This is a genomic window from Anaeromyxobacter oryzae (assembly GCF_023169945.1).
Taxonomy (GTDB): Bacteria; Myxococcota; Myxococcia; order Myxococcales; family Anaeromyxobacteraceae; genus Anaeromyxobacter; species Anaeromyxobacter oryzae.
The window spans coordinates 924,733-947,500 of record NZ_AP025591.1 but is presented as its reverse complement, the minus strand read 5'-3'; the positions used below and the strand labels follow the sequence as shown (position 1 = coordinate 947,500).

Here is a 22,768-nt window from a genome sequence, read left to right as displayed (position 1 = left end):
GCATGGCACCGAAGCCACGGGATCAGCGCAAGCTGATCGGTAGGGGAGCGTAGAACCGACGGCGAAGCCAGACCGCAAGGACTGGTGGAGTCTGTTCTAGAGCTGATGCCGATATGAGTAGCGACAAAACGAGTGAGAAACTCGTTCGCCGTAAGCCCAAGGTTTCCTGGGGAAGGTTAATCCGCCCAGGGTTAGTCGGGCCCTAAGCCGAGGCCGAAAGGCGTAGGTGATGGATGACAGGTTAATATTCCTGTACCACCCCGTTGGCGTTGAAGCGAGGGGGGACGGAGAAGGGTAGCGCAGCCGGGTGACGGTTGTCCCGGTTCAAGCCCGTAGGCGGGCCTCATACGATGAAAAGGTGAGGCCATTACGCCGAGAGGTGATGACGTGGGCGTAAGCCCTGAAGTGCGTGATCCCATGCTTCCAAGAAAATCCCCGCGCGGAGCCAGCGAGGTGCCCGTACCGCAAACCGACTCAGGTGGGCGAGGAGAAAATCCTAAGGCGCTTGAGAGAACTCTGGTCAAGGAACTCTGCAATCTACTCCCGTAACTTCGGAAGAAGGGAGGCCCGAAGCCGTGTAAGGACTTGCTCCTGAAGCGACTTTGGGTCGCAGATAAATGGCGGTAGCGACTGTTTAACAAAAACACAGGACTCTGCAAACACGCTAAGTGGATGTATAGGGTCTGACGCCTGCCCGGTGCCGGAAGGTTAAGGAGATTCGTCAGAGCGCAAGCTCAAAGCGATGAACCGAAGCCCCGGTAAACGGCGGCCGTAACTATAACGGTCCTAAGGTAGCGAAATTCCTTGTCGGGTAAGTTCCGACCTGCACGAAAGGCGTAACGACTTCCGCGCTGTCTCGACCAGGGACTCAGCGAAATTGAAATAGCTGTGCCGATGCAGTTTACCCGCGGCAAGACGGAAAGACCCCATGAACCTTTACTACAACTTGCCACTGACACTAGGAATTGCTTGTGTAGGATAGGTGGGAGCCTATGAACCCCGGGCGCTAGCTTGGGGGGAGGCAACGGTGAAATACCACCCTGGCGATTTCTGGTGTCTAACCTGGACCCCTCATCGGGGTTGGGGACAATGGCTGGTGGGTAGTTTGACTGGGGCGGTCGCCTCCCAAAAAGTAACGGAGGCGCGCTAAGGTTCCCTCAGCCTGATTGGAAACCAGGCGTCGAGTGCAATGGCATAAGGGAGCTTGACTGCGAGACCGACGGGTCGAGCAGGTGCGAAAGCAGGTCATAGTGATCCGGTGGTTCTGTATGGAAGGGCCATCGCTCAACGGATAAAAGGTACTCTGGGGATAACAGGCTTATCGCGTCCAAGAGTTCACATCGACGACGCGGTTTGGCACCTCGATGTCGGCTCATCGCATCCTGGGGCTGGAGCAGGTCCCAAGGGTTTGGCTGTTCGCCAATTAAAGCGGTACGCGAGCTGGGTTCAAAACGTCGTGAGACAGTTTGGTCCCTATCTGCCGTGGGCGTAGGAGAAGTGAGAGGATCTGTCCTTAGTACGAGAGGACCGGGATGGACGCACCGCTGGTGTACCAGTTGTCTCGCCAGAGGCATCGCTGGGTAGCTATGTGCGGAAAGGATAACCGCTGAAAGCATCTAAGCGGGAAGCCAACCTCAAGACGACTTCTCCCGGGCGCAAGCCCCTGAAGCCCCCTCGAAGACTACGAGGTCGATAGGCCGGAGGTGTACGCGCTGTGAGGCGCTCAGCTGACCGGTACTAATAGGGCGTGCGGCTTGGTCTCCCTCTTCTCAGGTCGTAGGTGACCTGCTCGAGGTCGAGATCGAGATGCTTCGATTAGAATCTCGCAACTCTGCCGCGCTGCGCGATGCTCCATTACCCTTCGTACGGTTGTCAGAAGGCTTCGTCCTTCTGCTCTTTATACAAGTTTGCGGTGGCTATATCGGTGGGGTCACACCCGTTCCCATCCCGAACACGGTAGTTAAGCCCACCAGAGCCGATGGTACTGCACCGGAAGCGGTGTGGGAGAGTAGGTCGCTGCCGCATCTTTTTGGCCCGCCCGCGCGATTCGCGCCGGCGGGCCTTTTTCTTTTCCGGCTCCGACTTTCCGTCCGGAACGACGCGATGTCCGCCCGTCCGGTGTCGGGGTAGATTCGACCCTTCGCCGCGACCGCGGCGCGAGGAGGCCTTCGATGTCTCGGGTGATGGTCGGAGTGATCGGCGGCACGGGGCTCGGCGAGGCGCTCGGCGCGCTCGGCGGCGGCGAGCTCCGCGAGGTGGACACCCCCTACGGTCGTCCCTCCGGCCCGATCACCCTCGCCGAGGTGGCGGGGGTCCCGGTGGCGCTCCTCGCCCGGCACGGCGAGGGCCACCTGAAGAACCCCTCCACCGTCCCCTACCGCGCCAACATCTGGGCGCTCAAGTCGCTCGGCGTCACCCACGTCCTCGCGAGCGGGGCGGTGGGGAGCCTGCGCGAGGAGGTCGCCCCGCGCCACCTCGTCATCCCGGACCAGGTGATCGACAAGACCCACCGGCGTCCGGGCACCTTCTTCGACGACCTCGCCGTCCACGTCGAGTTCGCGAACCCCTTCTGCTCGACCCTCCGCAACGTCCTCGTGAAGGCCGGGACCGGCTTCCCCACCCGCATCCACCAGGGCGGCACCTACGTCTGCATGGAGGGGCCCCAGTTCTCCACCCGCGCCGAGAGCGAGCTCCACCGCAGCTGGGGCGCCTCCCTCATCGGCATGACGGTGATGCCCGAGGCCAAGCTCGCCCGCGAGGCCGAGCTCTGCTACGCCCTCGTCGCCCTCCCCACCGACTACGATTGCTGGAAGCCGCACCCCGCCTCGCTCGACCAGGCCCGGCTCATCGAGGAGATCCTCGGCAACGTCAAGGCCGCGACCCAGAACGCGCTCGAGCTCGTCCGCCGCGCCGTCCCCCTCGTCGCCGCCCTCGACAAGCCCTGCTCCTGCCAGTCCGCCCTCGCCCTCGCCATCTGGTCCGACCGCTCCCGCCTCGCCCCCGACGTCAAGGAGCGCCTCCGGCCCATCCTCGGGCGGTATCTGGGCTGACGGAAGCCTTCGGGCCTCGGGCGCCGGCGGAGACGGCGCCCGCGGGGCACCGTCGTCCGGGCCTTCGCCGCGAGCGCGCGCCACGAGCACGGCACTTCTGCTCGAGGCCCGACGCCCGAGACCCGTCTCGCCGGCTCAGTGCGGCTGGATCGGCTGCGCCGCCGCCTCGCCCCGCCGGCCGGACGCGGCCATCGCCTCGGGCGACGGCGCGAGGCCGAGCTGCTCGAGCATCTCCGCCCGGTCGAACACGAGGTGGAACGAGGCGACCCGGTCGCCCCGGAAGCGCAGGACCTGGATGTACTCGACGCTCACGTTGCGCCCGGTCGCCGGCAGATCGCCGCCGGGGCTCTTGAGCGTCGCGCGGTGCGTGCCGGTGAACACGCCCTCCTCGACCGCCACGTCGTCGAGGACGTGGACCGCCTTGATGTCCACGTGCGCGTCCGGGAACGCATCGATCCAGCTCTTGTAGAACGCCTTCACCGCCTGCTTCCCGCTGAGCTCCGTGCCCCCGGGCGCCCGCGTCGACACGTCGTCCGTCATGGTCTCCGCCATCGCGTCCACGTCATGCGCGTTGAACGCGCTCGTGCCCTTCTCGAACACCGTACGTACCGTCGAGCTCGCCATGGCCATCCCTCCGTCCTCGGGTTCGGCACGGAGGTGCGCCCGCCGCTCCCGGCGTGCAATGCCCTTCGGGGATCGCCCGAGGCAGGTGGTGCAAACGTCGGCTTGCGCGATCGACCCTTCGCTCGACCGGCGCCCGCGATCCGGCGCCGCGCGCCGGACCGGCGGCCGCTAGCGCAGCCCCTGGCCCGTGGTCGCGGGGACGACCTTCCCGTACTTCACGCCCTTCGTGCTGACGAGCCCCTCTCCCATCGAGACCACGTCCCTCGCGCGCCCGCGGAGGACCAGGACCTCGAGGCAGTTGTGCTCGTCCATGTGGACGTGGAGCGCCGAGACCACCGCCTTGTGGTTCTCGTGCTGGATGTGCGCGAGCTTCTGGGCGAGGCTCGAGGAGTCGTGATCGTAGACCAGCGTGACGACCGCGACCCGCTCCTCCCGCGCCGGCGACTCCGACCACTCGCGCTGGACGAGCGCGTCGCGGATGAGATCCCGGATCGCCTCGGAGCGGTTCACGTACCCCTTCTCGCCGATCAGGCGATCGAACCGGGACAGGAGGTCGTCCTCGAGCGAGACGCCGATGCGCTCCAGCATGTGCTCCTCCGTCGTGGCCCTCGCGGGCGCAAGTCACTCCGCGTCGTGCACGTGGTAGTGGGCGTGCTCGGCGTCCCCGTGCCGGTGCGCGTGGCGGTGGGCGAGGCCGCTCTCGACGAGCAGCCGGTCGTCGCCGAGGAGCGCGCCGGTCGGGCCGTCGAAGAGGACGCCGGCGCGCCCCGGGGCGAGCAGGATCGCGCGCGGCGCCAGCTCCTCGGCGACCGAGAGGTTGTGGGTCGAGTAGATCTGCGTCACGCCCTCGAGCTCCCCGAGCAGCTCGACGAGGCGCGCCGCAGAGGCCGGATCGAGGTTCGCGGTCGCCTCGTCGAGGAGGAGCGCGCGGGGGCCGGCGGCGAGGATCGCCGCGAGCGCGACGCGCTTCTTCTCCCCGCCGGAGAGCTCGAACGGCGGGCGACCGAGGAAGCCCGTGACGTCGAGCCGCTCCGCCCAGCGCGCCACGCGGGCGTCCGCGTCGCCGAACCCGAGCTGCCGCGGCCCGAACGCGATCTCGTCGGCGACGGTGGGGTTGAAGAGCATCGCGTCGACGTTCTGGAACAGGAAGGCGACGTCGCCCCGGAACCGGCGCCTGAAGCCCGCGTCGTCCAGCGCACGCGCGTCGAGGGGGGCACCCTCCCACCCGATCCGGCCCGCCGTCGGGAAGAGCAGCCCGTCGAGGAGCTTCAGCAGCGTCGTCTTCCCGCAGCCGTTCACGCCGAGGAGGACGACCCGCTCGCCGGGCCGGACCGCGAACGAGACGTCCCGGAGCACCGCGCGCCCGGAGAGCTCCATCGAGACGCCGTCGAGGACGAACGACACTAGAACCCCCGGGACCGCATCGCCTCGGACACGTCGCGCGCGTTCCGGGCGGAGAGGGTGAACAGCGCGCCCGTGATCCCGCCGGCGCCCCGGACCACGTCGAGCGCGCCCGGACGGCGCGGGAGGCGGCTCCGCAGCCCGAGCAGCGACTCGGTCGCGAGGAGGCGCAGGGCGTGGATCTGGGCGAGGGTCACGACGACGAGGCGCGAGAGCGTGGGCCAGGGCGCGAGCGCGCAGAGCAGGTCCACCCGCGCGAGCACCGCGAAGGTGACGACGGCGATCACCGCGGTCCGGAGCGCGAGGGCGACGAACGGCGCGGGGTCCGGCCACGCGCCCGCGACGAGGCGCAGCCAGCCGGCGGAGAGCAGCGAGAGGCCGACCGACAGCGGCACCACGGACCGGAGCGCCTTCCCGAGCGTGCCGGCGAGCCCGCGCCGGAACACGAGGCACACCAGGGCGCCCGCGGCGGCGAGCGCGCGCGGGTCGGACACGGCCGAGAGCGCGAACGCCGCCGCGACGCCCGCGGCCAGGAGGGCGCGATCCCGGCGCGGGTCAGGCGGGGACGCCACGCAGGTTGGCCTTCCGCAGGAGGGCGAGCGCGAACACGGTGTAGAGCCCCTCGACGACGCCGGTGACCGCGAGGCTCGGGATCATCATCGTCCAGAACGTGACGGTCAGGGGCAGCGGGAAGTAGCGCTCCGAGAGCCGGTGCTGCAGCCCGAGGACGAGGGCGATCGCGAGCGTCGAGACCTGCGTCGAGAGCCAGCCGCCGGCGAAGGCGGCGCCGCGCTCCGACACGCGCCGGAGGAGCCGGTAGGCCGCGACGCCGGCGAGCGGTCCGAGGAGGCCCATCGCGAGGGCGTTCACGCCGAGGACGGTGATCCCGCCCGCGCCGAAGAAGAGCGCCTGCAGGAGGAGCACCAGCGACTCGCACACGAACGCGAGGAGCGGGTGGTACAGCGCCGCGAGGAGCAGCACGCCGACGAGGTGCGTGGAGGTGCCCCCCGGGACCGGGATCATGATCGTCTGGATCACGAACGCGAGCGCCGTGAGCGACCCGACGACGGGCAGCGACTCCGACGCGGCGCGGCCGAAGTGGCGGCGCACGCCCCACGCCCAGAGCGGCGCCGCCGCCGCGTAGGCGGGGACGGTGATCTGTGGCGACAGGAAGCCGTCGGGGACGTGCATGGGGCGCCGCGCTCAGCGCGCCCCCTTCCGGCGGTAGACCGCGAAGAGCCCGGCGAAGAGGGCGGCGATGGCGGCCACGCCGAGGAGCGGGCGGAGGATGAAGGCGGTGCCGGGGAGGCCCGACTTCCGGGCCGCCGTCGCGGCCGCCGCCGTCACGTCCACGCGGGCGTCGAGGCCGTGCCCCTCCTCGCCGACGACCTTCACCCGCCACGCGCCGGGCGCGTCGGGCACGAACGAGAGCCACCCGTTCCGGTCCGTGCGGCCGGACGCCCACGCGGTCGCCGGGTCGGCCGGAGAGTAGATCTGGTAGGGCGCGTCCGCGACGAGGTCGCCGTCCGACTCGTACACCTTGACGGCGACGGCGCGACCGCGCTCCACGTCGTGCAGGATCTCGTGGGCGTGCGCCAGCGCGGGCCACGCGAGCAGCGCCAGGGTCGCGGCGAACGTCCTCATCTCCTCGCCTCCCGCTCCGGCGCGACGACGGCGGCGCCGTAGCACGATTTTCGAGGAACGTAGTACCGGACCGCTCCGGTCCGCGTCAAGGACGCCGCGGGCGCACGCGCGGAGGCGCCTGACCACCGCGGCGCCTCGCCGCCATCCCGGGCGTCGACGTCCGTGAGCCCGAGCTCCGGCACGGCCGTCTGCGGAACCCCCTCGCCCGGGTGTCGGGGATCATCCCGAGATCGCGACCCCCCACGGCAGCGCCCCCGTCCGGACGCGAATCTTGACGGTCAGTGACGCGGTGTCGATCACGGCGACGTCGCCGGAGGGGCCGGTCGCCACGTACAGCTTGCGGCCGTCCGGGGTGAGCGCGAGCCCCCACGGGCGCTCCCCGACGTCCCTGACGCGCCCGGTCACCTCGAGCCGCGCGAGATCGACGACCAGCACCGTCCCCGCTCGGCCGCCGGAGACGTACGCGCGACGGCCGTCGGCGGAGATCGCGACGCCCATCGGACGCGTCGCCGGCGGGAGGGGCACCGTCGACACCGCGCGGAGCGCGCGCCCGTCCAGGATCGCGATCGAGGCGTCGTCCTCGCACGCCACGACGGCGAGCGCGCCGTCGGGCGTGAACGCGACGCCTCGCGGCCGCCGACACGTCCCGGCGCTGCCCAGCACGACGCCGCGCGCGGGGTCGACGAAGTCCACGCGGTCGCTCCCCTCGCTCGTCACCGCGACGACGCGGCCGTCGGGCCGGGCCGCGACGCCCTCCGGCTCGGCGCCGACGCCGACGGACGCGACGGGAGCGCCGGTCGCCGCGTCGACGATGGCCGCCGTCCCGGCCTCCTCGTTGGAGACGACGAGGCGCCCGCTGCCGGGGACGACGTCGAAGGTCTCCGGGTCCGCCCCGGCGGCGACCGTCGACACCAGCGCTCTCCGCGCCACGTCGACGACCGCGATCCCGTCCGCGCTCCGGTCGGGAAGCCCCACCGCGGTGACGCCGGAGCCGGCGCGGGGCGACCCGCTCACCGCGACGTACAGCTGCGTCCCCGAGCGATCGAGGCGGAGGCCTCTCGGTCGCTTCCCCACCGGGATCGTGGCCAGGACGGCGTCCCGCGCCGTGTCGATCACCGTCACCGTGCCATCGCCCTCGTTGCTCACGAAGGCGAGCGGCGGCGAGGTGCGGGGCGGCGCCGCCTGCGCGCGGGCGGCGACGAGGGTCGCGGCGGAGACCCCGGCGAGGACGAGGAGGGCGCGTGCGCGGACGGTGGGCATGGCCGCGAAGTTGAGCGCGGCAGGCGCGGGCGGCACCGCCCTCGACGTTGCGCCAGCCGCCGACCCCCGCGAGATCTCGAGGGTGGCCGCCTCGCTCGCCCCCGCACCCATGCTCGCCCGGCTCGAGGAGGCGCTCCCCGAGGGCGCGTGGTCCTACGAGCCGAAGTGGGACGGGTTCCGGTGCATCGCCGAGGCGCGCGGCGGGGAGGTGCTCCTGCACAGCCGTCACGGCCGGCCGCTCGGGCGCTGGTTCCCGGAGGTGGCCGAGGCGGTCGCGGCGCTCGGCGCGGAGGTGATCCTGGACGGCGAGATCCTCGTCCGCGGCCCATCGGGCGACCTCGACTTCGCCGCGCTCCTCGCGCGGATGCACCCGGCGGCCTCGCGGGTAGCGCGGCTGCGCCGCGAGACCCCCGCGTGCTTCGTCGCGTTCGACCTCGTCTCCGTGGGCCGCGAGCGGCTCGAGGCGGCGCCGTTCGCCGCGCGGCGCGCACGGCTCGAGGCGCTCCTCCGCGCGCCGCCTCCCGGGCTCCTCCTCACGCCGTCGACGCGAAACGTCGCGCTCGCCCGGCGCTGGTTCGCGGCCGCCGGCGGGAGCGGGATCGACGGCGTCGTCGCCAAGGCGGACGCGGCGCCGTACCAGCCGAACCGGCGCGTCATGGTGAAGGTGAAGGCGATCCGCACGGCCGACTGCGTGGTCGCCGGATACCGCACCTACGCCGGGGAGCCCGCGGTGGCGTCGCTGCTGCTCGGGCTCTGGGACGGACCCGTGCTGCGGCACGTCGGCGTGTCCTCGCAGCTCGCCGAGCGCGAGCGGCGCCGCCTCCACGCGGCGCTCTCGGTGCGCGCGGTGCCCCTCGCAGGCCATCCGTGGGCTCGCGGCTTCAACGTGGACCGGAGCCCGGTGGGGCGCCTCGGAGGCTCGGCGGGGCGATGGGATCCCGGCACCATGCCCCTCGACTGGACGCCACTCGCGCCCGACCTCGTCTGCGAGGTCGCCTACGACCGGCTCGACGGCGATCGATTCCGCCACCCGGCGCGGCTCCTCCGCTGGCGCCCGGACCGGGAGGCGCGCTCGTGCACCCTCGACCAGCTCGCGCCCGCGGGCGCGGCCCGCGAGGCACGGCCGTGAGCGCGCCGGACGTGCTGGAGCTCGCGGTCGGCGGCCGCACCGTCCGCATCACGCGGCCGGAGAAGATCCTGTACCCGGCGACGGGCTTCACGAAGCGGGATCTCGTCGAGTACCTCGTCGCGGTCGCGCCGGCGATGCTGCCGCACCTCGCCGGCCGCGCCGTGACGCTCGCGCGCTTCCCGGACGGCGTCGACGGCGGGTACTGGTTCCAGGCGAACTGCCCGGGCGGGAAGCCGGACTGGCTCCCGGTGGCGGAGGTCACGGGCACGCGCGGCCAGACGCTCCGGTACTGCCGGCTGGAGGAGCCGGCGGCGCTCGCGTGGGCGGCCAACACCGGCGCCATCGAGCTGCACCCGTTCCTCGCCCGCGCCGACCGGCCGGGCGCGCCGACCGCGCTCGTGTTCGATCTCGATCCGGCGCCGCCCGCGGCCCTGCTCGAGGCCGCCGCGGCGGCGCTCGTCGTCCGGCGGCTGCTCGCGCGCGCAGGCCTCGCGGCGCTCCCGAAGACGTCCGGCGCCTCCGGGCTGCACGTCGTCGTGCCGCTCGACGGGACCCAGACGTTCGACGAGACGAAGGCGTTCGTGCGCGCGGCCGCCGAGGCGCTCGCCGCGGCGGCGCCCGACCGCTTCGCGGCGCGCCTCTCCCGGAGCGGCCGCGGCGGGAAGGTCCTCATCGACTGGCGGCAGAACGCGGGCGGGCTCCAGACGGTCGCGCCGTACTCGCTCCGCGGGACGCCGCTCCCGCTCGTCTCGACGCCGGTGAGCTGGGACGAGGTGGAGGACGCCGTCCGCGCGGGAGACGCGGCCCGGCTCGCGTTCGGTCCGGCGGAGGTGCTCGCGCGCCTCGAGAGGCTCGGCGACCCGTTCGCGCCGGCGCTCGCGGGCGGCCAGCGCGTGCCGGCGGCGGACCCGTCCGCGGAGCCGCCCTGGGCGGACGCGCCGCCTGCCTAGCGCCCGACGTCCCAGGGCGAGCCCGGGCCGGTGTCGCCGGGCCGGACCGCGCCCGCCTCTCCGGGGCGAGCCGCGCCGGGCCGGGCCTCCGCGGCGGGCGCTCCCGCCGCGCGCGCGCCCTCTCCGATGGTGAATGCGTGCCGCTCGCCGCGGCCGAGGTACTTCACGCGATCGGAGAGGCCGGCCCCGACGACCGCCTTCACGAAGTCCTGCAGCGGCGAGCGGAACACGGGGTAGTCGTCGAAGTGGACGGGGATCGAGAGGTCGGGCCGCACGATCCGGATGGCCTCCACGCCCTGCGCCGCGTCCATCGTGACGAGGACGCCGAGCACGCGCGCGCCGCCGAGATGCAGGAGCGCGAGGTCGACGTGGGGGTAGCGCTCCGGGATGCGCCGCAGGTCGTCGTGGACGAGGGTGTCGCCCGAGACGTACATCCGGAACATGGCGTCGCCGCTGCCGGCGCCGAGCTCCCACATGCTGCCGATGACCGGCGGGAGCAGCGCCGACACCACCGGCGGTCCGTGCCGCCCCGGCATCGCCGTGATCCGGAGCCAGGCGCTCCCCTTCCGGACGAGCACGTCGTCCCATGCCGAGAGCGCGTGCGTCCGCGAGAACCCCTTCCGCGCGAGCGCGCGGGCCGCGTGGTGTGTGGTGATGACCGGCAGCTCCTTCGGGAGCCGCGCGGTCGCCTCCTCGTCCCAGTGGTCGCCGTGGAGGTGGGACAGCACGCAGGCGTCGAGCGGCGGAAGCGCGTCGATCTCCAGCGCGGGGTCGGTGAGCCGGCGGGACGTCATCCCGTAGCCGAGGTGGGCGCGATCGCCGGTGTGCAGGAAGTTCGGGTCGGTGAGGAGCGTGAAGGCGCCGAGCTGGACGACGGTCGTGGCGGTGCCCACGAACAGGACCGAGCCGCGCTGCGGGCCGGGTCGGTCGAGGCCGGGGCCGAGGTGGAGGATCGAGCTGCGAGCCACGGGGCACCTCCGGGGTTCGGCTCCAAGGTGGCGCCCGGGTCGCGCCACGGCAGGACGCGGTGCCCTGGCCGCGAGGTCGCGCGGCGGAGGGCCCGGCGTCCCGCCGGCGCGCTGCTCAGGGCGCCGGCGCCGGCGCGGGCGCCGTGGAGGTCGTGGCCGTGGGGCCGGGGCGCGCCGACGCGACCTCGACCCTGAGCGCGCGCGGCCGCGACCCGACCGACGCCGCGTAGAGCGCGAGCAGCGCGAAGGGCACGGCGAGCCGGAGCAGCAGCACGAGCGGGTGGGCCGTCGCCCTGCGGCGAAGGCGCTCGATCCGCTGGGCTTCCATGGGCGACCTCCTCGGCAGGGGTGATCAGACGGTGCGTCGCCGGTGCGGACCCGGCCTGCTCGCTCCGGTGCCCCGGCCCCCCCCCTGTCAGGCCGGCGTGCTACCGAGCCCTCCGTGACGGGAGCGCCGGCGAAGCGGTGGGTGGAGACGGCCGTGGACGAGGCGCGCGCGGCGGCGCTCGCGGCGGCGCTGCGCCTCCACCCCCTCGCTGCCCGTGTGCTCGCCGCGCGCGGGCACGACGACGCTGGCGCGGCGGAGCGGTTCCTCGCGGCGCGCCTCGCGGACCTGCCGGATCCGTTCACGATGAAGGGCATGGCGGCGGCGGTGGACCGGATCGTCCGCGCGGTCGGGGCTCGCGAGAAGATCGCCTGCTACGGCGACTACGACGTCGACGGCGTCACCTCGACCGCGCTCCTCGCCGGCTTCCTCCGCGCCGCGGGCGGCGACGTGGTGACCTACACGCCCCATCGCCTCGTCGAGGGCTACGGGCTCAACCGCGACGCCGTGGCGAAGCTCGCCGGGCAGGGCGTCCGGCTCCTCGTCACGCTCGACTGCGGGATCACGAGCGTCGAGGAGGTGCGGGCGGCGACCGCGCTCGGCGTCGACACCGTCGTCGTCGACCACCACACCGTCCCGGTGGAGCTGCCGCAGGCGGCGGCGATCCTGAACCCTCACCAGCCCGGCTGCGACTATCCGTCGAAGGACCTCGCCGCGGTGGGCGTCACCTTCGCGCTCGCGATGGCGCTCCGGAAGCGGCTCCGGGAGCAGGGCGCCTTCGGCGAGCGGCGGCCCGAGCCGAACCTGAAGGACGCCCTCGACCTCGTGGCGCTCGGCACGGTCGCGGACGTCGTCGCGCTCGTCGGCGCGAACCGCATCCTGGTGCGCTGGGGCCTCGAGGCGCTCGCCCGCTCGCGCCGGCCCGGGATCCGCGCGCTGAAGGCGGTCGCCGGCATCGCGGAGGGCACGCCGATGAGCGCGGGCCAGGTCGGCTTCCGGCTCGGGCCCCGGATCAACGCGGCGGGGCGACTCGACGACGCGGGGCGCGGCGTGCGGCTCCTCCTCGCGACGGACGAGCGGGAGGCGCAGGCGCTCGCGGAGGAGCTCGATCGCGAGAACCAGGCGCGCCAGGAGATCGAGCGGCGGATCCTCGACGAGGCGCTCGCCGACGCGCTCGAGCGCGTGAAGGCGGGCGTCCGCGGGCTCGTCCTCGCGCGCGACGGCTGGCACCCGGGCGTGGTGGGCATCGTCGCCTCTCGCATCGTCGAGAAGTTCCACCGGCCGGCGGTGCTGATCGCGATGGAGGACGGCGCAGGGAAGGGCAGCGGCCGCTCCATCGAGGGCTTCCACCTCTACGACGCGCTCTCGGCCTGCTCCGGCCACCTCGCGCGCTTCGGTGGCCACAAGCACGCAGCGGGCGTGACGGTGGCGCGGGACCGCGTGGACGCGTTCCGGAGCGCGTTCGAGGCGCACGCCGCGGAGCGGATCCGGGACGAGGACCTCGTGCCGCGCTGCCGGATCGACGCCTACGTGGACGACCGCGAGATCACCGACCGCGCCGCCGAGGATCTCGAGAAGCTCGGACCCTACGGCGCCGGCCACCCGGAGCCGATCTTCGCGCTGCGCTCCGCCGCCGCGCGCGCCCGCACCGTCGGCGCGTCTGGCGCGCACCTGAAGCTCGTCCTCGGCGGCCGCGGCCTCGACGCGATCGGCTTCGGGATGGGCGACCGCCTCGCCCTCTGCGGAGAGGGGCCGGTGGACGCCGCGTTCACCGTCGGCTTCGACGAGTGGGACGGGCGGAAGCGGCTGCAGCTCAAGCTTCGCGACGTGCGGCGGAGCGGGTAGCCTCACCTCACCGCGACCACCGCCCGCCCGCGCACCTGCCCCGCGAGGATCTTCTCGCTCCACGCGGGCACGTCGGCGAGCGGGATCTCCGTCGTGAGCGCGTCGAGCAGGTCCGGCGGGAGATCCCGCGCGATCCGCGCCCAGGCGCGCTCGCGCCGCTCGCGCGGCGCCATCACCGAGTCGACGCCGAGGAGCCGCACCCCGCGCAGGATGAACGGCAGCACGGTCACCGGCAGGTCGGTCCCGCCGGCGAGCCCGCACGCGGCGACCGCGCCGCCGTAGGCCGTCTGGCGGAGCACGGTGCCGAGCACCGCGCCGCCGACGGCGTCGACGCCGCCCGCCCAGGTCTCCGCCTCGAGCGGCTTCCCGGGAGGCTTCGAGAGCTCGGCGCGGGGGACGATCCGCTTCGCCCCGAGCTTCTCGAGGAACGCGTGCTCCTCGACCCGCCCCGTCGACGCGGCGACCTGGAACCCGGCGCGCGCGAGGAGGGCCACCGCGACGCTGCCGACGCCGCCCGCCGCGCCGGTGACGATCACCTCGCGGCCGCCGGGCTTCACGCCCGCCGCGTCGAGGGCGTCGACGCAGAGCGCCGCGGTCAGGCCCGCGGTCCCGACCGCCATGGCGCGCCGCGCGGTGAGCCCCTTCGGCAGCGGGAGCGCCCACGCGCTCTTCACGCGCGCGAGGCCGGCGTATCCCCCGAAGGACGCCTCTCCGATCCCCCAGCCGGTCACGAGGACCTCGTCACCGGGCCGGAACGCCGGGCTCGCCGACTCGAGCACGGTCCCGGCGAGATCGATCCCGGGGACCATCGGGACCTTGCGGAGCACCTTGCCCTTCCCGGTGACGGCGAGCCCGTCCTTGTAGTTCAGGCTGGAGTACCGGACCGCGACGGTGACGTCCCCCTCCGGCAGATCGGCGGGGGAGAGATCCTCGAGCCGGACGGAGCGGCTCGGGCCGTCCTCCCGGACGACGAGTGCGCGGAACTGCGAGGGCAGCGAGGGCTGGGCCATGTCGCCTCCGGCGCCGCGGGGGGGAGGGGCGGCGCAGACACGAGGGCGCATCCTGCTGGGACGCGCGTGACGGGTCCAGAGCCCGGATCAGGGTATGGCGAGAACCCGGCGTGGCGCCTCGACACTCGGGCCAGGAGAGCCGGTCAGGCGACGCCCCAGCGGACCTTCCGTTCCCCGAACAGCGACCCCGCCTTGGCGAGCTCGCCGACGTGGATCCGCTCGGCCTGGCGCTCGAAGCGGTCCCTGCATCGATCGGAGCAGAAGAAGTACTTCCGCTTCTTGTACTCGAGCGCCTCCGCGTCGTCCTCGATCACCGGGCGGCCGCAGATGGGATCGATCGCCACGCCGCCGTCCTCGTCCTCGGTCCTCATCGCGTCCTCCTGCCCTCCGGGTTCCGTCGTGCACGGACGAGGCCAGCCGCGTCCAGCCTGTCGCGCCGCGGCTCCGCGCGGCCGCCGCGGCCCGGTGCTGCAGGATCTCCAGCCCGCCGGGTGAAAAACCTCCCGGCCCGCGCGGTCGGGACGGGCGCCCGGACGCCCCCCCCGCGGCGTCCGTGCGCGGGCGCCCCGTCTTCCTTGACGCCCGAGTATTCGCGGTGTTAGCTGCCTCTCCCCACGTTTCGGAGGCACGCCTTTGCCGCGCTTCATCACCGAGCTCAAGCGGACCCATTCCTGCGGTGAACTGACCTCTGCCGACATCGGCAAGGAGGTCGTCCTCTTCGGTTGGGTGAACAACCGGCGCGACCACGGCGGGGCGGTGTTCATCGACCTTCGCGACCGGGCGGGCGTGACGCAGGTCGTCTTCGAGGAGGACGTCCGGCCCGACGTCCACGACCTCGCCGGTCAGCTCCGGCTCGAGTACTGCGTCGGCATCCGCGGCAAGGTCGTGTCCCGCGGCGGCAACGTGAACCCGAAGCTGAAGACGGGCGAGATCGAGGTCCACGCGCAGGAGCTCGAGATCTTCAACCGCTCCGAGCCGGTGCCGTTCCAGATCGAGGACAAGACCGACACGAGCGAGGAGAAGCGGCTCCAGTACCGCTTCCTCGACCTGCGACGCGCGCCGCTCCAGAAGACGCTCATGACGCGCGCGAAGGTGAACCACCTCACCCGCAACCACTTCACCGATCAGGGCTTCCTCGAGCTCGAGACGCCGTTCATGGGCAAGTACACGCCCGGCGGCGCCCGGAACTTCCTCGTCCCGTCGCGGCTCAACCCGGGCAAGTTCTACGCGCTCGCGGAGAGCCCGCAGCTCTACAAGCAGCTCTACATGGTCGCCGGCTTCGACCGGTACTTCCAGATCGTCCGCTGCTTCCGCGACGAGGACCTCCGCCTCGACCGCCAGCCCGAGTTCACGCAGATCGACGTCGAGATGTCGTTCGTCGAGCAGAACGACGTGTTCGACGTGATCGAGGGCCTCGTCGTGAAGCTCTGGAGGGAGGTCCTCGGGGTCGAGATCCCGCGGCCGTTCCTCCGGATGCCCTTCGACGAGTCCATGGCGAAGTACGGCAACGACAAGCCGGACCTCCGCTTCGACATGCCGCACGTCGTGCTCACGGACCTCGTGAAGCAGCACGACGGCGGCGGCCTCCCGCTCCTCGCCGACGCGGTGAAGGCGAAGGGGATCGTCAAGGCGATGCGCGTCCCGGCCTCGGCGAACTTCTCGCGCACCGAGATCGACAAGCTCGAGGAGTACGTGAAGGGCATGGGCGCGAAGGGCCTCGCCCGCGCGAAGGTCGGCGAGGGCGGCGAGTGGACCCAGTCGCCGTTCGCGAAGACCGTGACGCCGGAGCTGCGTCAGGCGATCAACGCCGCCTGCGGCGCGCAGCCGGGCGACCTGCTCCTCTTCCAGTTCGGGAAGGAGTCGGTGGTCCACACGGTGATGGCGAACCTCCGCGTGCACCTCGCGAAGAAGATGGGGCTCATCCCCGAGTACGGGTCGGGCGGCCAGTGGCGGTTCCTCTGGGTCGTCGATCCGCCGCTCTTCGAGTACGACGAGGAGTCGAAGACCTGGGCCGCGGCGCACCACGCGTTCACGCGCCCGCGCGACCAGGATCTCCAGTACCTCGAGACGGATCCGGGGCGCGTGTACTGCTGGCGCTACGACCTCGTGCTGAACGGGTTCGAGATCGGCGGCGGCTCGATCCGACTCCACGACCCCGAGGTCCAGGCGCGCGTGTTCAAGGCCATGGGCATCTCGGACGAGGAGGCGAAGAGCAAGTTCGGCTTCCTCCTCGACGCGCTCAAGATGGGGGCGCCGCCGCACGGCGGGATCGCGCTCGGCATGGACCGCCTCGTCATGCTCCTCACCGGCGCCGAGTCGCTCCGCGACGTCGTGGCGTGGCCCAAGACGCAGAAGGGCACCGATCTCATGACCGGCGCCCCCGGCGACGTGGACCAGAGGCAGCTCCGCGAGCTGCACGTGAAGTCGACGGTCGAGCCGGGGAAGTGACGAGCTCGCCCGCGGGCATGATCGCCGCGTGGGCTCCGGTTCACGTATCGTGAATGAATCCCCTCTTCCCCACCGGGCTGACGATTCATCACATCTCGGACCACCGCGACCGTCGCCGCAGGGACGCCGCGTCTGTGTTGGCGAGCGGGGAAGGGGCTCTAGAAGAAGGGGGACGGCCGGGGCGTGCCCGCAGGGGCGAGACGTCGCCGCGGGGATCGGCCACCAAGAAGCCTGCGTCGCGACGACGGCGATGGGGCCCGGCCAGCCGGAGGCTTCGGGAGGCGCTCCGACGCGCCCGACGGTCACGTTGGCCCGGTCAGGGCCGCGGCGGGAACTTCGGCGCACGCACCCGCCGAGCCGGCGTCGCGGCGCCCCGTCGCCGCGGTGGCCTTCCGGGCCGGCGCGTAGCTGTCCATCCATGCATCGCCGAAGATTTTCCGAGCGGCGAGCAAGTTGTGGCGAGCGCAGAGGAGGCGAACGTTCTCGATCGTCGACTTCCCGCCGAGCGCCTTCGGCTGGATGTGGTCGTACTGGAGACGGTGGCGCGAGCCGCAGGTGCCGCCGTTCTCGAGAGCCCACCGGCAGCAGCCGTCGTCCCGCACCCACACCGCCCGCTTCACCTCCGCCGGGATGTGGTCCGGTCTCGACGGCCGCTTCTCGCGCCGCGGCTTCTCGACCAGGCCCTTCCGCTTCTCGGCCCGGTCGAGCAGGAGATCGAGCGCGGCCTCGAGGATCACCTCGGTGCTCGCCCCCGGGTGCGAGTGCGAGAGGGCCTCCTTCGCCGCGGCGACCTTCGCCTCTAACCGCTTCGTGACGGTGAGGTGCATCCGGCGGAGTTCGGCGGTGAGCGGCTCGAAGGTCGGCGGCGTCGTCCGGGAGACCGGGGCGTTCACGGTCCGTGTGTCCACTTTGGCATCGACGAGTTCTGCCGGCGAACCGGGCGCAATGACGCGGGCGGTCGCCAAAGCGCCGAGCTCGAGCGCTGCGGCGGGTTCGGGGTCGCGAGCCGACGGCGGCGCCGCGGCCGCGAGGCGAACGGTCGTCACGACCTCCCGGCGCGGAGGCCGCTCCACCGGCTTCAGCTCAGCGACGACCGACCGCGCCTCCTGCTTCGAGAGGTGGAGGAACCGAGGGATCACCTGGTCCCGGTTCTCCGGCGTGAGCACCTGGGCGAGCTCACCGACGGTGGAGAGGCACAGCTTGCCGTCCTCGAGCGGCTCGACCAGCTCGGGGAAGCGCTGGATGAGCTCGGCGGCGGTCTTCCGGTAGAAGGCCGCGCTCTTCGAGAGCCCGAGCTCCCGGTTCAGGTAGGTGAAGAGGCTCGGGTAGCCGAGCTCGAGCCACAGCCGCTTCGCGTCGAAGTCGGCCAGGGCGACGAGGAAGGCCGCCATCGCGTGGCGCTCGCGGCGGAGGAGCTCGGAGAGGCGGTTCGAGGAGTCGCGAGCGTTCATGCGGGCATCGTCTCACGCGAAAGTTCTCACCCTCCGCAAACGCACGGATTCGAGCACTGGCGCGAGAATTGGCGAGCCGCCTCGCGCCGGGGTTCGGACGCCGCTCGCGACGCGCAACGCGCGCGGAGCGCTGCGGGAGAGGCGTCCTCGCGTGGGCGCGACGCGCGATCCGCGAGAGCGCCGGAGACGTGTCAACCGCCCGACGCGATCGGTTGGGTTCCCCCGAACGCGCCCGCATCCGCGCCTCGCGCCCGGAGCTCGCCGTCATTGCGATGCAGGCTTCTCGGTAGCCGATCCACGCGGTCGACGTTTCCCCACCGCGGACCCGCCTCGGCCGGCCCCCTTCTCAGCCCTCCTTCACTTTCACCGATCAAGACCGGCCGGGCGCAAGGCGCCGGTTCTCGTTCGGCTTGTGATGAATCATGAGCCCACCGGGGGAGAGGGTCAGGGCGAGGGGGCCGTTCGACGTCGGCTCGTCGGCGCCGTCGCTTCTCATCTGAAAGCGCCGAACCCGCCGCTCGTGTTCATCGGACGGCCGTCGCGTACCGCACGGCCTGGAGCTCCGTTCCGCGGAGGTTCACGGTCTTCTCGGCGCCGTCGACGGCCCACCCCTCCTTCTCGTAGAAGCGACGGGCCCGCGGGTTCGCCGCGAGGACCCACAGCACTGCGCGAGCGTACCTGTGCTCGCACATCTCCGCCCGCGCCCGCACCATCAGCGAGTGCGCCGCACCCGTCCCCGCGGCCTCGCGCTCCAGGTACAGCGCGTAGAGCTCTGCCGTGTCGGCCCCGACGTCCGCGTCGCGCGGCGGGCCCCACGCAGCGAAGCCGATCGCCCGGCCGTCGCGCTCCACGAGGGAGATGCGGTGCGCGCTCGCCGGCGCGAGCGCCTCTCGCCAGATGGGCACGCGGTCAGCCGCGGAGAGCGCGTCGAGCGCACTGTCGGCGACGAGGCCGCGGTAGGCCCACTTCCAGGAGTTCACGTGGACGGCGCAGATCGCGGCGCAGTCGCAGGCGTCCGCGAGGCGAAGTGTGAAGTCCGTCGATGCCGGAGTGGTCGGCACGCCAGGCAGCATGCCACCCGCCCGGGGTCAGGGCGCGTGTTTTCCGACGCGCCGCGCCGCCCGCGCGCTACCCTCCCTCCGAGGCGGCAGCGTGGACTACGACGTCATCATCCTCGGTGGGGGCATCAACGGGACGGGCACCGCGCGCGACTGCGCGATGCGCGGCCTCCGGGTGCTCCTCCTCGAGAAGGCCGACTTCGGCGTCGGCGCGAGCGGCAACAGCTCGGGGATGATCCACGGCGGCATCCGCTACATGCTGTCCGACCGCCACGTCACGGCGCTCGCCTGCCGGGACTCCGGCTACATCCAGCGGATCGCGCCGCATCTCCTCTTCCGGATCCCCTTCCTGATGCCGTTCGCGTCGCGGCGCGAGGGCGCGACGCTCCGGGAGCGCGCGACCTTCTACGCGACGGAGGTCTACGTCGGCACGTACGACCTCTTCCAGCCGCTCAAGCGCGGGAAGCCGTCCACCCGGCTCGACGCCGAGGAGCTCTACCGCCTCGAGCCGGGCCTCCGCCCCGGCCTGCACGGGGCGGTGACGCTCGATGAGTGGGGCATCGACGCGTTCCGTCTCTGCGTGCTGAACGCGCTCGCGGCCCGGGGGCACGGGGCGACGATCCGCACGTGGACCGAGGCGCGCCAGGTGATCACCGAGGGCGGCCAGGTCCGCGGCGTCCGGTGGCGCGACGCGCTCACCGGCGAGGAGGGCGAGTCGCACGCGCCGGTGGTCTTCAACGCCGCCGGCGCGTGGTCCCCCGCGCTCGCGCGGGCGAGCGGGGTGAAGGTCCCGATGCGCCCGGGAAAGGGCGTCCACCTCACGCTCGATCGCCGCTGGTCCAACTACGGCGTGATCGTCTCCGCGGTCGACGGGCGGCAGATGTTCCTCATGCCGCACGAGGGCGAGTCCATCATCGGCACCACCGACGACGACTACTACGGCGACCCGGACGACCTCGAGGCGACCAACGACGAGGTCGAGTACCTCCTGGAGGGCGCCGCCTCCCTCGTGCCGGGCGTGCGCCGGGCGCGGATCACCCGCGCCTGGTGCGGCGTCCGCACCACCCTGTACGCCTACGGCCCGAACGAGGACGCGCTGTCGCGCGAGCACCAGCTCCTCGACGGCGCGACGCAGGGCGCGGCGGGGATGATCTCGATCGTGGGCGGGAAGCTCGCCTCCTACCGCGCGCAGGCGGAGGAGGCGACCGATCGCATCGAGGCGCTGCTCGGGCGGCCCGTCACGCCGTGCCGGACGCACGAGGTGCCGCTCCCGGGCGGCGACGCGGTGCCGGACCCCGCCGCGCTCGCGCGCGAGTTCCCGGTCGCGGCGCCCGTCGCGGCGCGCGTCGCGTACCGGCACGGGAGCCGGGCCCGCGACGTGCTCGGGCTCGTGCGCGACGACCCGCGGCTCGGCCTCGTGCTCTGCCGGGACGAGGGGATCCTCGCCGCGGAGGTCGTGTGGTGCTGCCGGCACGAGGAGGTCCGCCGCCTCCAGGACCTGCGCCGCCGGTGCCGGCTCGCCGTCGGCGCGTGCGGAGGCCTGGACTGCGCCCGCGTCGGTGCGCAGCTCGCCGGCCGGACCCTGTCCTGGTCGGCGGACAGGGTCCGCGCCGAGCTCGCGGACCTCCTCGACGCGGGCTGGCGGGAGCGCCGCCCGGTGCTGGATGCCGCGCAGCTCGCCCAGGAGGAGCTGCTCCGCGGTGCGCACGGGCTCGGGGAGGTCGGCTGATGCGCCTCGACGCCGACGTGCTCGTCATCGGAGGCGGCATGGCCGGCGCGGTCGCGGCGCTCGCCGCGCGCGACGGGGGCGCCCGCGTCGTTCTCGCGCGGCGTGCGCCCGGCGCGACCGCGCTCTCGTCCGGCGCGATCGCCGTCGCGCCCGATCCGGGCGCGTCGCCGGACGAGCCGCTCGCCTGGCGTCGCGGCCCGCTCGAGGCGGCGCGGAGGCTCGCGGCGCGCCGGCACGATCACCCGTACGCCGTCGTGGGATCGGCCGGGCTGTGGCGGCTCGGCGAGGCGCTCGGGTTCGTCGCCCGGAGCCTCGACGGCCTGCTCGCGCCGGCGCTGGAGCGGCCGCGCTTCCTGGCGACGCCGTTCGGCACCGCGGCGGGCGTGGCGCTGTGCCAGCGCTCGATGGAGGCCGGCGACCTGCTCGCGGTCCCGGGGCCGCTGACGGTGTGCGGCTTCGCCGGGCACCTCGCGTTCGACGCGGAGCTGGTCGCGGCGGGCCTCGGCCGGTACACGGCGCGCGGCGGCCCGGACGTGATCGCGGCGCAGGTCGGCCTCCCCTTCGACGACCCCGCCGCGCGGCCGCACGAGCTCGCCCGCGCCCTCGAGCGGCCCGGCGCCGCCGAGCGGCTCGGGGAGGCGCTCCGCGCCACGCCTGGGATCGGCGGCGCGGGGACGGTGCTGCTCCCGCCCGTGCTCGGGCTCGACCCTGCCGCACGCGTCCCCGAGCGGATCGCGGCGGCCGCGGGCGTGCCAATCGCGGAGACGCTGTCCGACGTCCCGAGCGTCCCGGGGCTCCGGCTCCACGCGGCGCTCGAGGCGCGGCTCCGCGCCGCGGGCGTCGCGGTGCTCGGCGGCGCGGTCTCGGGGGCGCCGCTGCCCGGGGCGGCGGTGGACGTCGGGGGCACCGCCGTCGTCGCCGGGACCTGGATCCTCGCGAGCGGCCGGTTCGTGGGTGGAGGCGTCGCGCGGCGCGGCGTCCTCCTCGATCCGGCGTTCGGGCTGGCCGTGCAGGCGGCGGAGGGGCGGGAGGCGGGCGTCCATCTCGCGCTCCGCCCGGCGGCGTCCCTGACGGTCCGCGACCGCCGGTCGCCGCAGCCGCTGCTCTCGGCCGGGCTCCGGGTGGACGCGGCGCTCCGGCCGCTCGACGCGCGCGGGCGGCCGGTCCACCCGCGCCTCCTCGCGGCCGGCGCGATCATCGGCGGCCACGAGCAGGCCACCGACGGCACGGGGTTGGGTGTCGCGATCCTCACCGGCTTCCTCGCGGGCCGCGCGGCGGCGGGAGGCCTCGCGTGAGCCGGCTCCGGGCGCTCGCGTACCTCGGGTACCGCGCGACCATCGCGCACCCGCTGAAGCGCCTGTTCCGGCAGCGGGGCACGGGCGAGGCCCGGTTCCGCGCCGCGTACGAGGTCGAGGGGCTCGCGCCCACCGCGGATGCGGCGCGCGAGATCTCCCTCGCGGCGCAGGCGTGCATCTCCTGCGGCCTGTGCGAGACGGGGTGCGACCTCGCGGGCGCCGTCCCGGCCGTCCGCGCGCTCGGGCTCCACGCGACGTTCCGGCTCTACTCCCGCAACCCCGCCGAGCTGCACCTCGCGGCCGGGGCGCTCGACGCATGCGCCGCGTGCGCCAAGGGGTGCGAGTCCCTCTGCCCGACGGGGGTGCCGATCGGACGGGTGGTGGACGCGCTCCGGGAGCGCGTCGCCGCGGGCGCCAGCGCAGCGGCGGGGCCGGCCGGAGCTGCGCCCGCCGACGCGGCGTGACGTCGGGTCACGGGAGAGCCGGGCCACGGGGCAGGGCCAGGGGACGCGGGTGACGGGCACGGACAGACCGGGGTACGCGTTCGGGCACGGGTACGGGCGGGTGGCGCTGGTATCCTA

Annotated in this window: 21 protein-coding genes and 2 rRNA genes (1 of these 23 cut by a window edge); 10 read left to right on the top strand and 13 right to left on the bottom strand. The window is 73.3% G+C overall.

The window, feature by feature from the left end; genetic code table 11:
- From AMOR_RS04055 to mtnP, 3 genes are all read left to right on the top strand, one after another.
- Positions 1–1,762 (top strand): 23S ribosomal RNA (locus AMOR_RS04055); it begins 1,216 nt to the left of the window's first position.
- Between the two features lie 146 nt (positions 1,763–1,908).
- Positions 1,909–2,025: ribosomal RNA gene (gene rrf, locus AMOR_RS04050) — 5S ribosomal RNA — on the top strand.
- A gap of 146 nt (positions 2,026–2,171) precedes the next feature.
- Positions 2,172–3,050 (top strand): S-methyl-5'-thioadenosine phosphorylase, encoded by an 879-nt coding sequence (mtnP, locus tag AMOR_RS04045; RefSeq protein WP_248355346.1) that lies wholly within the window; start codon positions 2,172–2,174, stop codon positions 3,048–3,050.
- A gap of 135 nt (positions 3,051–3,185) precedes the next feature.
- Here mtnP and AMOR_RS04040 read toward each other — a convergent pair whose 3' ends face one another.
- The 7 genes from AMOR_RS04040 to AMOR_RS04010 all read right to left on the bottom strand — a co-directional run bounded on the left by AMOR_RS04040 (position 3,186) and on the right by AMOR_RS04010 (position 7,979).
- A complete protein-coding gene (locus AMOR_RS04040; protein ID WP_248358667.1) occupies positions 3,186–3,674 on the bottom strand; it encodes an ester cyclase in 489 nt (162 codons plus the stop codon).
- A 168-nt stretch (positions 3,675–3,842) separates the two neighbouring features.
- On the bottom strand, positions 3,843–4,262 hold the full coding sequence (gene nikR / locus AMOR_RS04035) for a nickel-responsive transcriptional regulator NikR (protein WP_248358666.1): 420 nt from the start codon (positions 4,260–4,262) through the stop codon (positions 3,843–3,845).
- 33 nt (positions 4,263–4,295) lie between these two features.
- Positions 4,296–5,078 carry an energy-coupling factor ABC transporter ATP-binding protein gene (locus AMOR_RS04030; RefSeq protein WP_248358665.1) on the bottom strand — a complete coding sequence of 261 codons (783 nt, stop codon included), beginning with the start codon at positions 5,076–5,078 and terminating at the stop codon, positions 4,296–4,298.
- The gene (locus AMOR_RS04025) at positions 5,078–5,647 is read right to left on the bottom strand and encodes a hypothetical protein (RefSeq protein WP_248358664.1); all 570 of its coding nucleotides are present in this window, start codon (positions 5,645–5,647) and stop codon (positions 5,078–5,080) included. The genes AMOR_RS04030 and AMOR_RS04025 overlap by 1 nt, the downstream gene beginning before the upstream one ends.
- Positions 5,631–6,266 carry an energy-coupling factor ABC transporter permease gene (locus tag AMOR_RS04020; protein ID WP_248358662.1) on the bottom strand — a complete coding sequence of 212 codons (636 nt, stop codon included), beginning with the start codon at positions 6,264–6,266 and terminating at the stop codon, positions 5,631–5,633. Before AMOR_RS04020 ends, AMOR_RS04025 begins: the two co-directional genes overlap by 17 nt.
- Positions 6,267–6,278: 12 nt before the next feature.
- Entirely contained in the window at positions 6,279–6,719 is a 441-nt protein-coding gene (locus AMOR_RS04015; RefSeq protein ID WP_248358660.1) for a hypothetical protein, read from the bottom strand.
- 219 nt (positions 6,720–6,938) lie between these two features.
- Positions 6,939–7,979, bottom strand: a complete 1,041-nt coding sequence (locus AMOR_RS04010; protein WP_248358658.1) for a cytochrome D1 domain-containing protein — start codon at positions 7,977–7,979, stop codon at positions 6,939–6,941.
- Here AMOR_RS04010 and AMOR_RS04005 point away from each other — a divergent pair.
- Positions 7,978–9,108 (top strand): ATP-dependent DNA ligase, encoded by a 1,131-nt coding sequence (locus AMOR_RS04005; protein ID WP_248358656.1) that lies wholly within the window; start codon positions 7,978–7,980, stop codon positions 9,106–9,108. The genes AMOR_RS04010 and AMOR_RS04005 overlap by 2 nt on opposite strands.
- The gene (gene ligD, locus AMOR_RS04000; protein WP_248358654.1) at positions 9,105–10,058 is read left to right on the top strand and encodes a non-homologous end-joining DNA ligase; all 954 of its coding nucleotides are present in this window, start codon (positions 9,105–9,107) and stop codon (positions 10,056–10,058) included. The genes AMOR_RS04005 and ligD overlap by 4 nt, the downstream gene beginning before the upstream one ends.
- Here ligD and AMOR_RS03995 read toward each other — a convergent pair.
- On the bottom strand, positions 10,055–11,026 hold the full coding sequence (locus tag AMOR_RS03995; RefSeq protein WP_248358652.1) for an MBL fold metallo-hydrolase: 972 nt from the start codon (positions 11,024–11,026) through the stop codon (positions 10,055–10,057). The two genes, ligD and AMOR_RS03995, sit on opposite strands and share 4 nt — an antisense overlap.
- 115 nt (positions 11,027–11,141) lie before the next feature.
- Positions 11,142–11,354, bottom strand: coding sequence for a hypothetical protein (locus AMOR_RS03990; protein ID WP_248358650.1), 213 nt, complete (start codon positions 11,352–11,354; stop codon positions 11,142–11,144).
- Between the two features lie 114 nt (positions 11,355–11,468).
- On the opposite strand from AMOR_RS03990, the gene recJ reads away from it, so the two are divergent.
- Positions 11,469–13,196 carry a single-stranded-DNA-specific exonuclease RecJ gene (gene recJ / locus AMOR_RS03985; RefSeq protein ID WP_248358648.1) on the top strand — a complete coding sequence of 576 codons (1,728 nt, stop codon included), beginning with the start codon at positions 11,469–11,471 and terminating at the stop codon, positions 13,194–13,196.
- A 2-nt stretch (positions 13,197–13,198) separates the two neighbouring features.
- On the opposite strand, the gene AMOR_RS03980 is transcribed toward recJ, so the two are convergent.
- Together AMOR_RS03980 and AMOR_RS03975 are read right to left on the bottom strand one after the other, a co-directional pair.
- Positions 13,199–14,206 carry an MDR family oxidoreductase gene (locus tag AMOR_RS03980; RefSeq protein WP_248358646.1) on the bottom strand — a complete coding sequence of 336 codons (1,008 nt, stop codon included), beginning with the start codon at positions 14,204–14,206 and terminating at the stop codon, positions 13,199–13,201.
- A gap of 143 nt (positions 14,207–14,349) precedes the next feature.
- Positions 14,350–14,577, bottom strand: coding sequence for a YHS domain-containing protein (locus tag AMOR_RS03975; RefSeq protein WP_248358643.1), 228 nt, complete (start codon positions 14,575–14,577; stop codon positions 14,350–14,352).
- Between the two features lie 262 nt (positions 14,578–14,839).
- Here AMOR_RS03975 and aspS point away from each other — a divergent pair, with 262 nt between their 5' ends.
- The gene (gene aspS, locus AMOR_RS03970; protein WP_248358640.1) at positions 14,840–16,654 is read left to right on the top strand and encodes an aspartate--tRNA ligase; all 1,815 of its coding nucleotides are present in this window, start codon (positions 14,840–14,842) and stop codon (positions 16,652–16,654) included.
- Positions 16,655–16,956: 302 nt separating this feature from the next.
- On the opposite strand, the gene AMOR_RS03965 is transcribed toward aspS, so the two are convergent.
- Positions 16,957–18,105, bottom strand: a complete 1,149-nt coding sequence (locus AMOR_RS03965) for an HNH endonuclease (protein ID WP_248358637.1) — start codon at positions 18,103–18,105, stop codon at positions 16,957–16,959.
- Between the two features lie 524 nt (positions 18,106–18,629).
- Complete coding sequence (locus AMOR_RS03960; RefSeq protein ID WP_248358634.1) at positions 18,630–19,166, bottom strand: GNAT family N-acetyltransferase; 537 nt, start codon at positions 19,164–19,166, stop codon at positions 18,630–18,632.
- 91 nt (positions 19,167–19,257) lie between these two features.
- On the opposite strand from AMOR_RS03960, the gene AMOR_RS03955 reads away from it, so the two are divergent.
- The 3 genes from AMOR_RS03955 to AMOR_RS03945 are packed head-to-tail and all read left to right on the top strand — an operon-like array spanning position 19,258 to position 22,651.
- Positions 19,258–20,892, top strand: coding sequence for a glycerol-3-phosphate dehydrogenase/oxidase (locus tag AMOR_RS03955; protein ID WP_248358631.1), 1,635 nt, complete (start codon positions 19,258–19,260; stop codon positions 20,890–20,892).
- Positions 20,892–22,187 carry an FAD-binding protein gene (locus AMOR_RS03950; RefSeq protein WP_248358628.1) on the top strand — a complete coding sequence of 432 codons (1,296 nt, stop codon included), beginning with the start codon at positions 20,892–20,894 and terminating at the stop codon, positions 22,185–22,187. The genes AMOR_RS03955 and AMOR_RS03950 overlap by 1 nt, the downstream gene beginning before the upstream one ends.
- Positions 22,184–22,651: a 4Fe-4S dicluster domain-containing protein gene (locus tag AMOR_RS03945; protein ID WP_248358625.1), complete on the top strand. Its 468-nt coding sequence runs from the start codon at positions 22,184–22,186 to the stop codon at positions 22,649–22,651. Before AMOR_RS03950 ends, AMOR_RS03945 begins: the two co-directional genes overlap by 4 nt.
- The last annotated feature ends 117 nt before the right edge of the window (positions 22,652–22,768 follow it).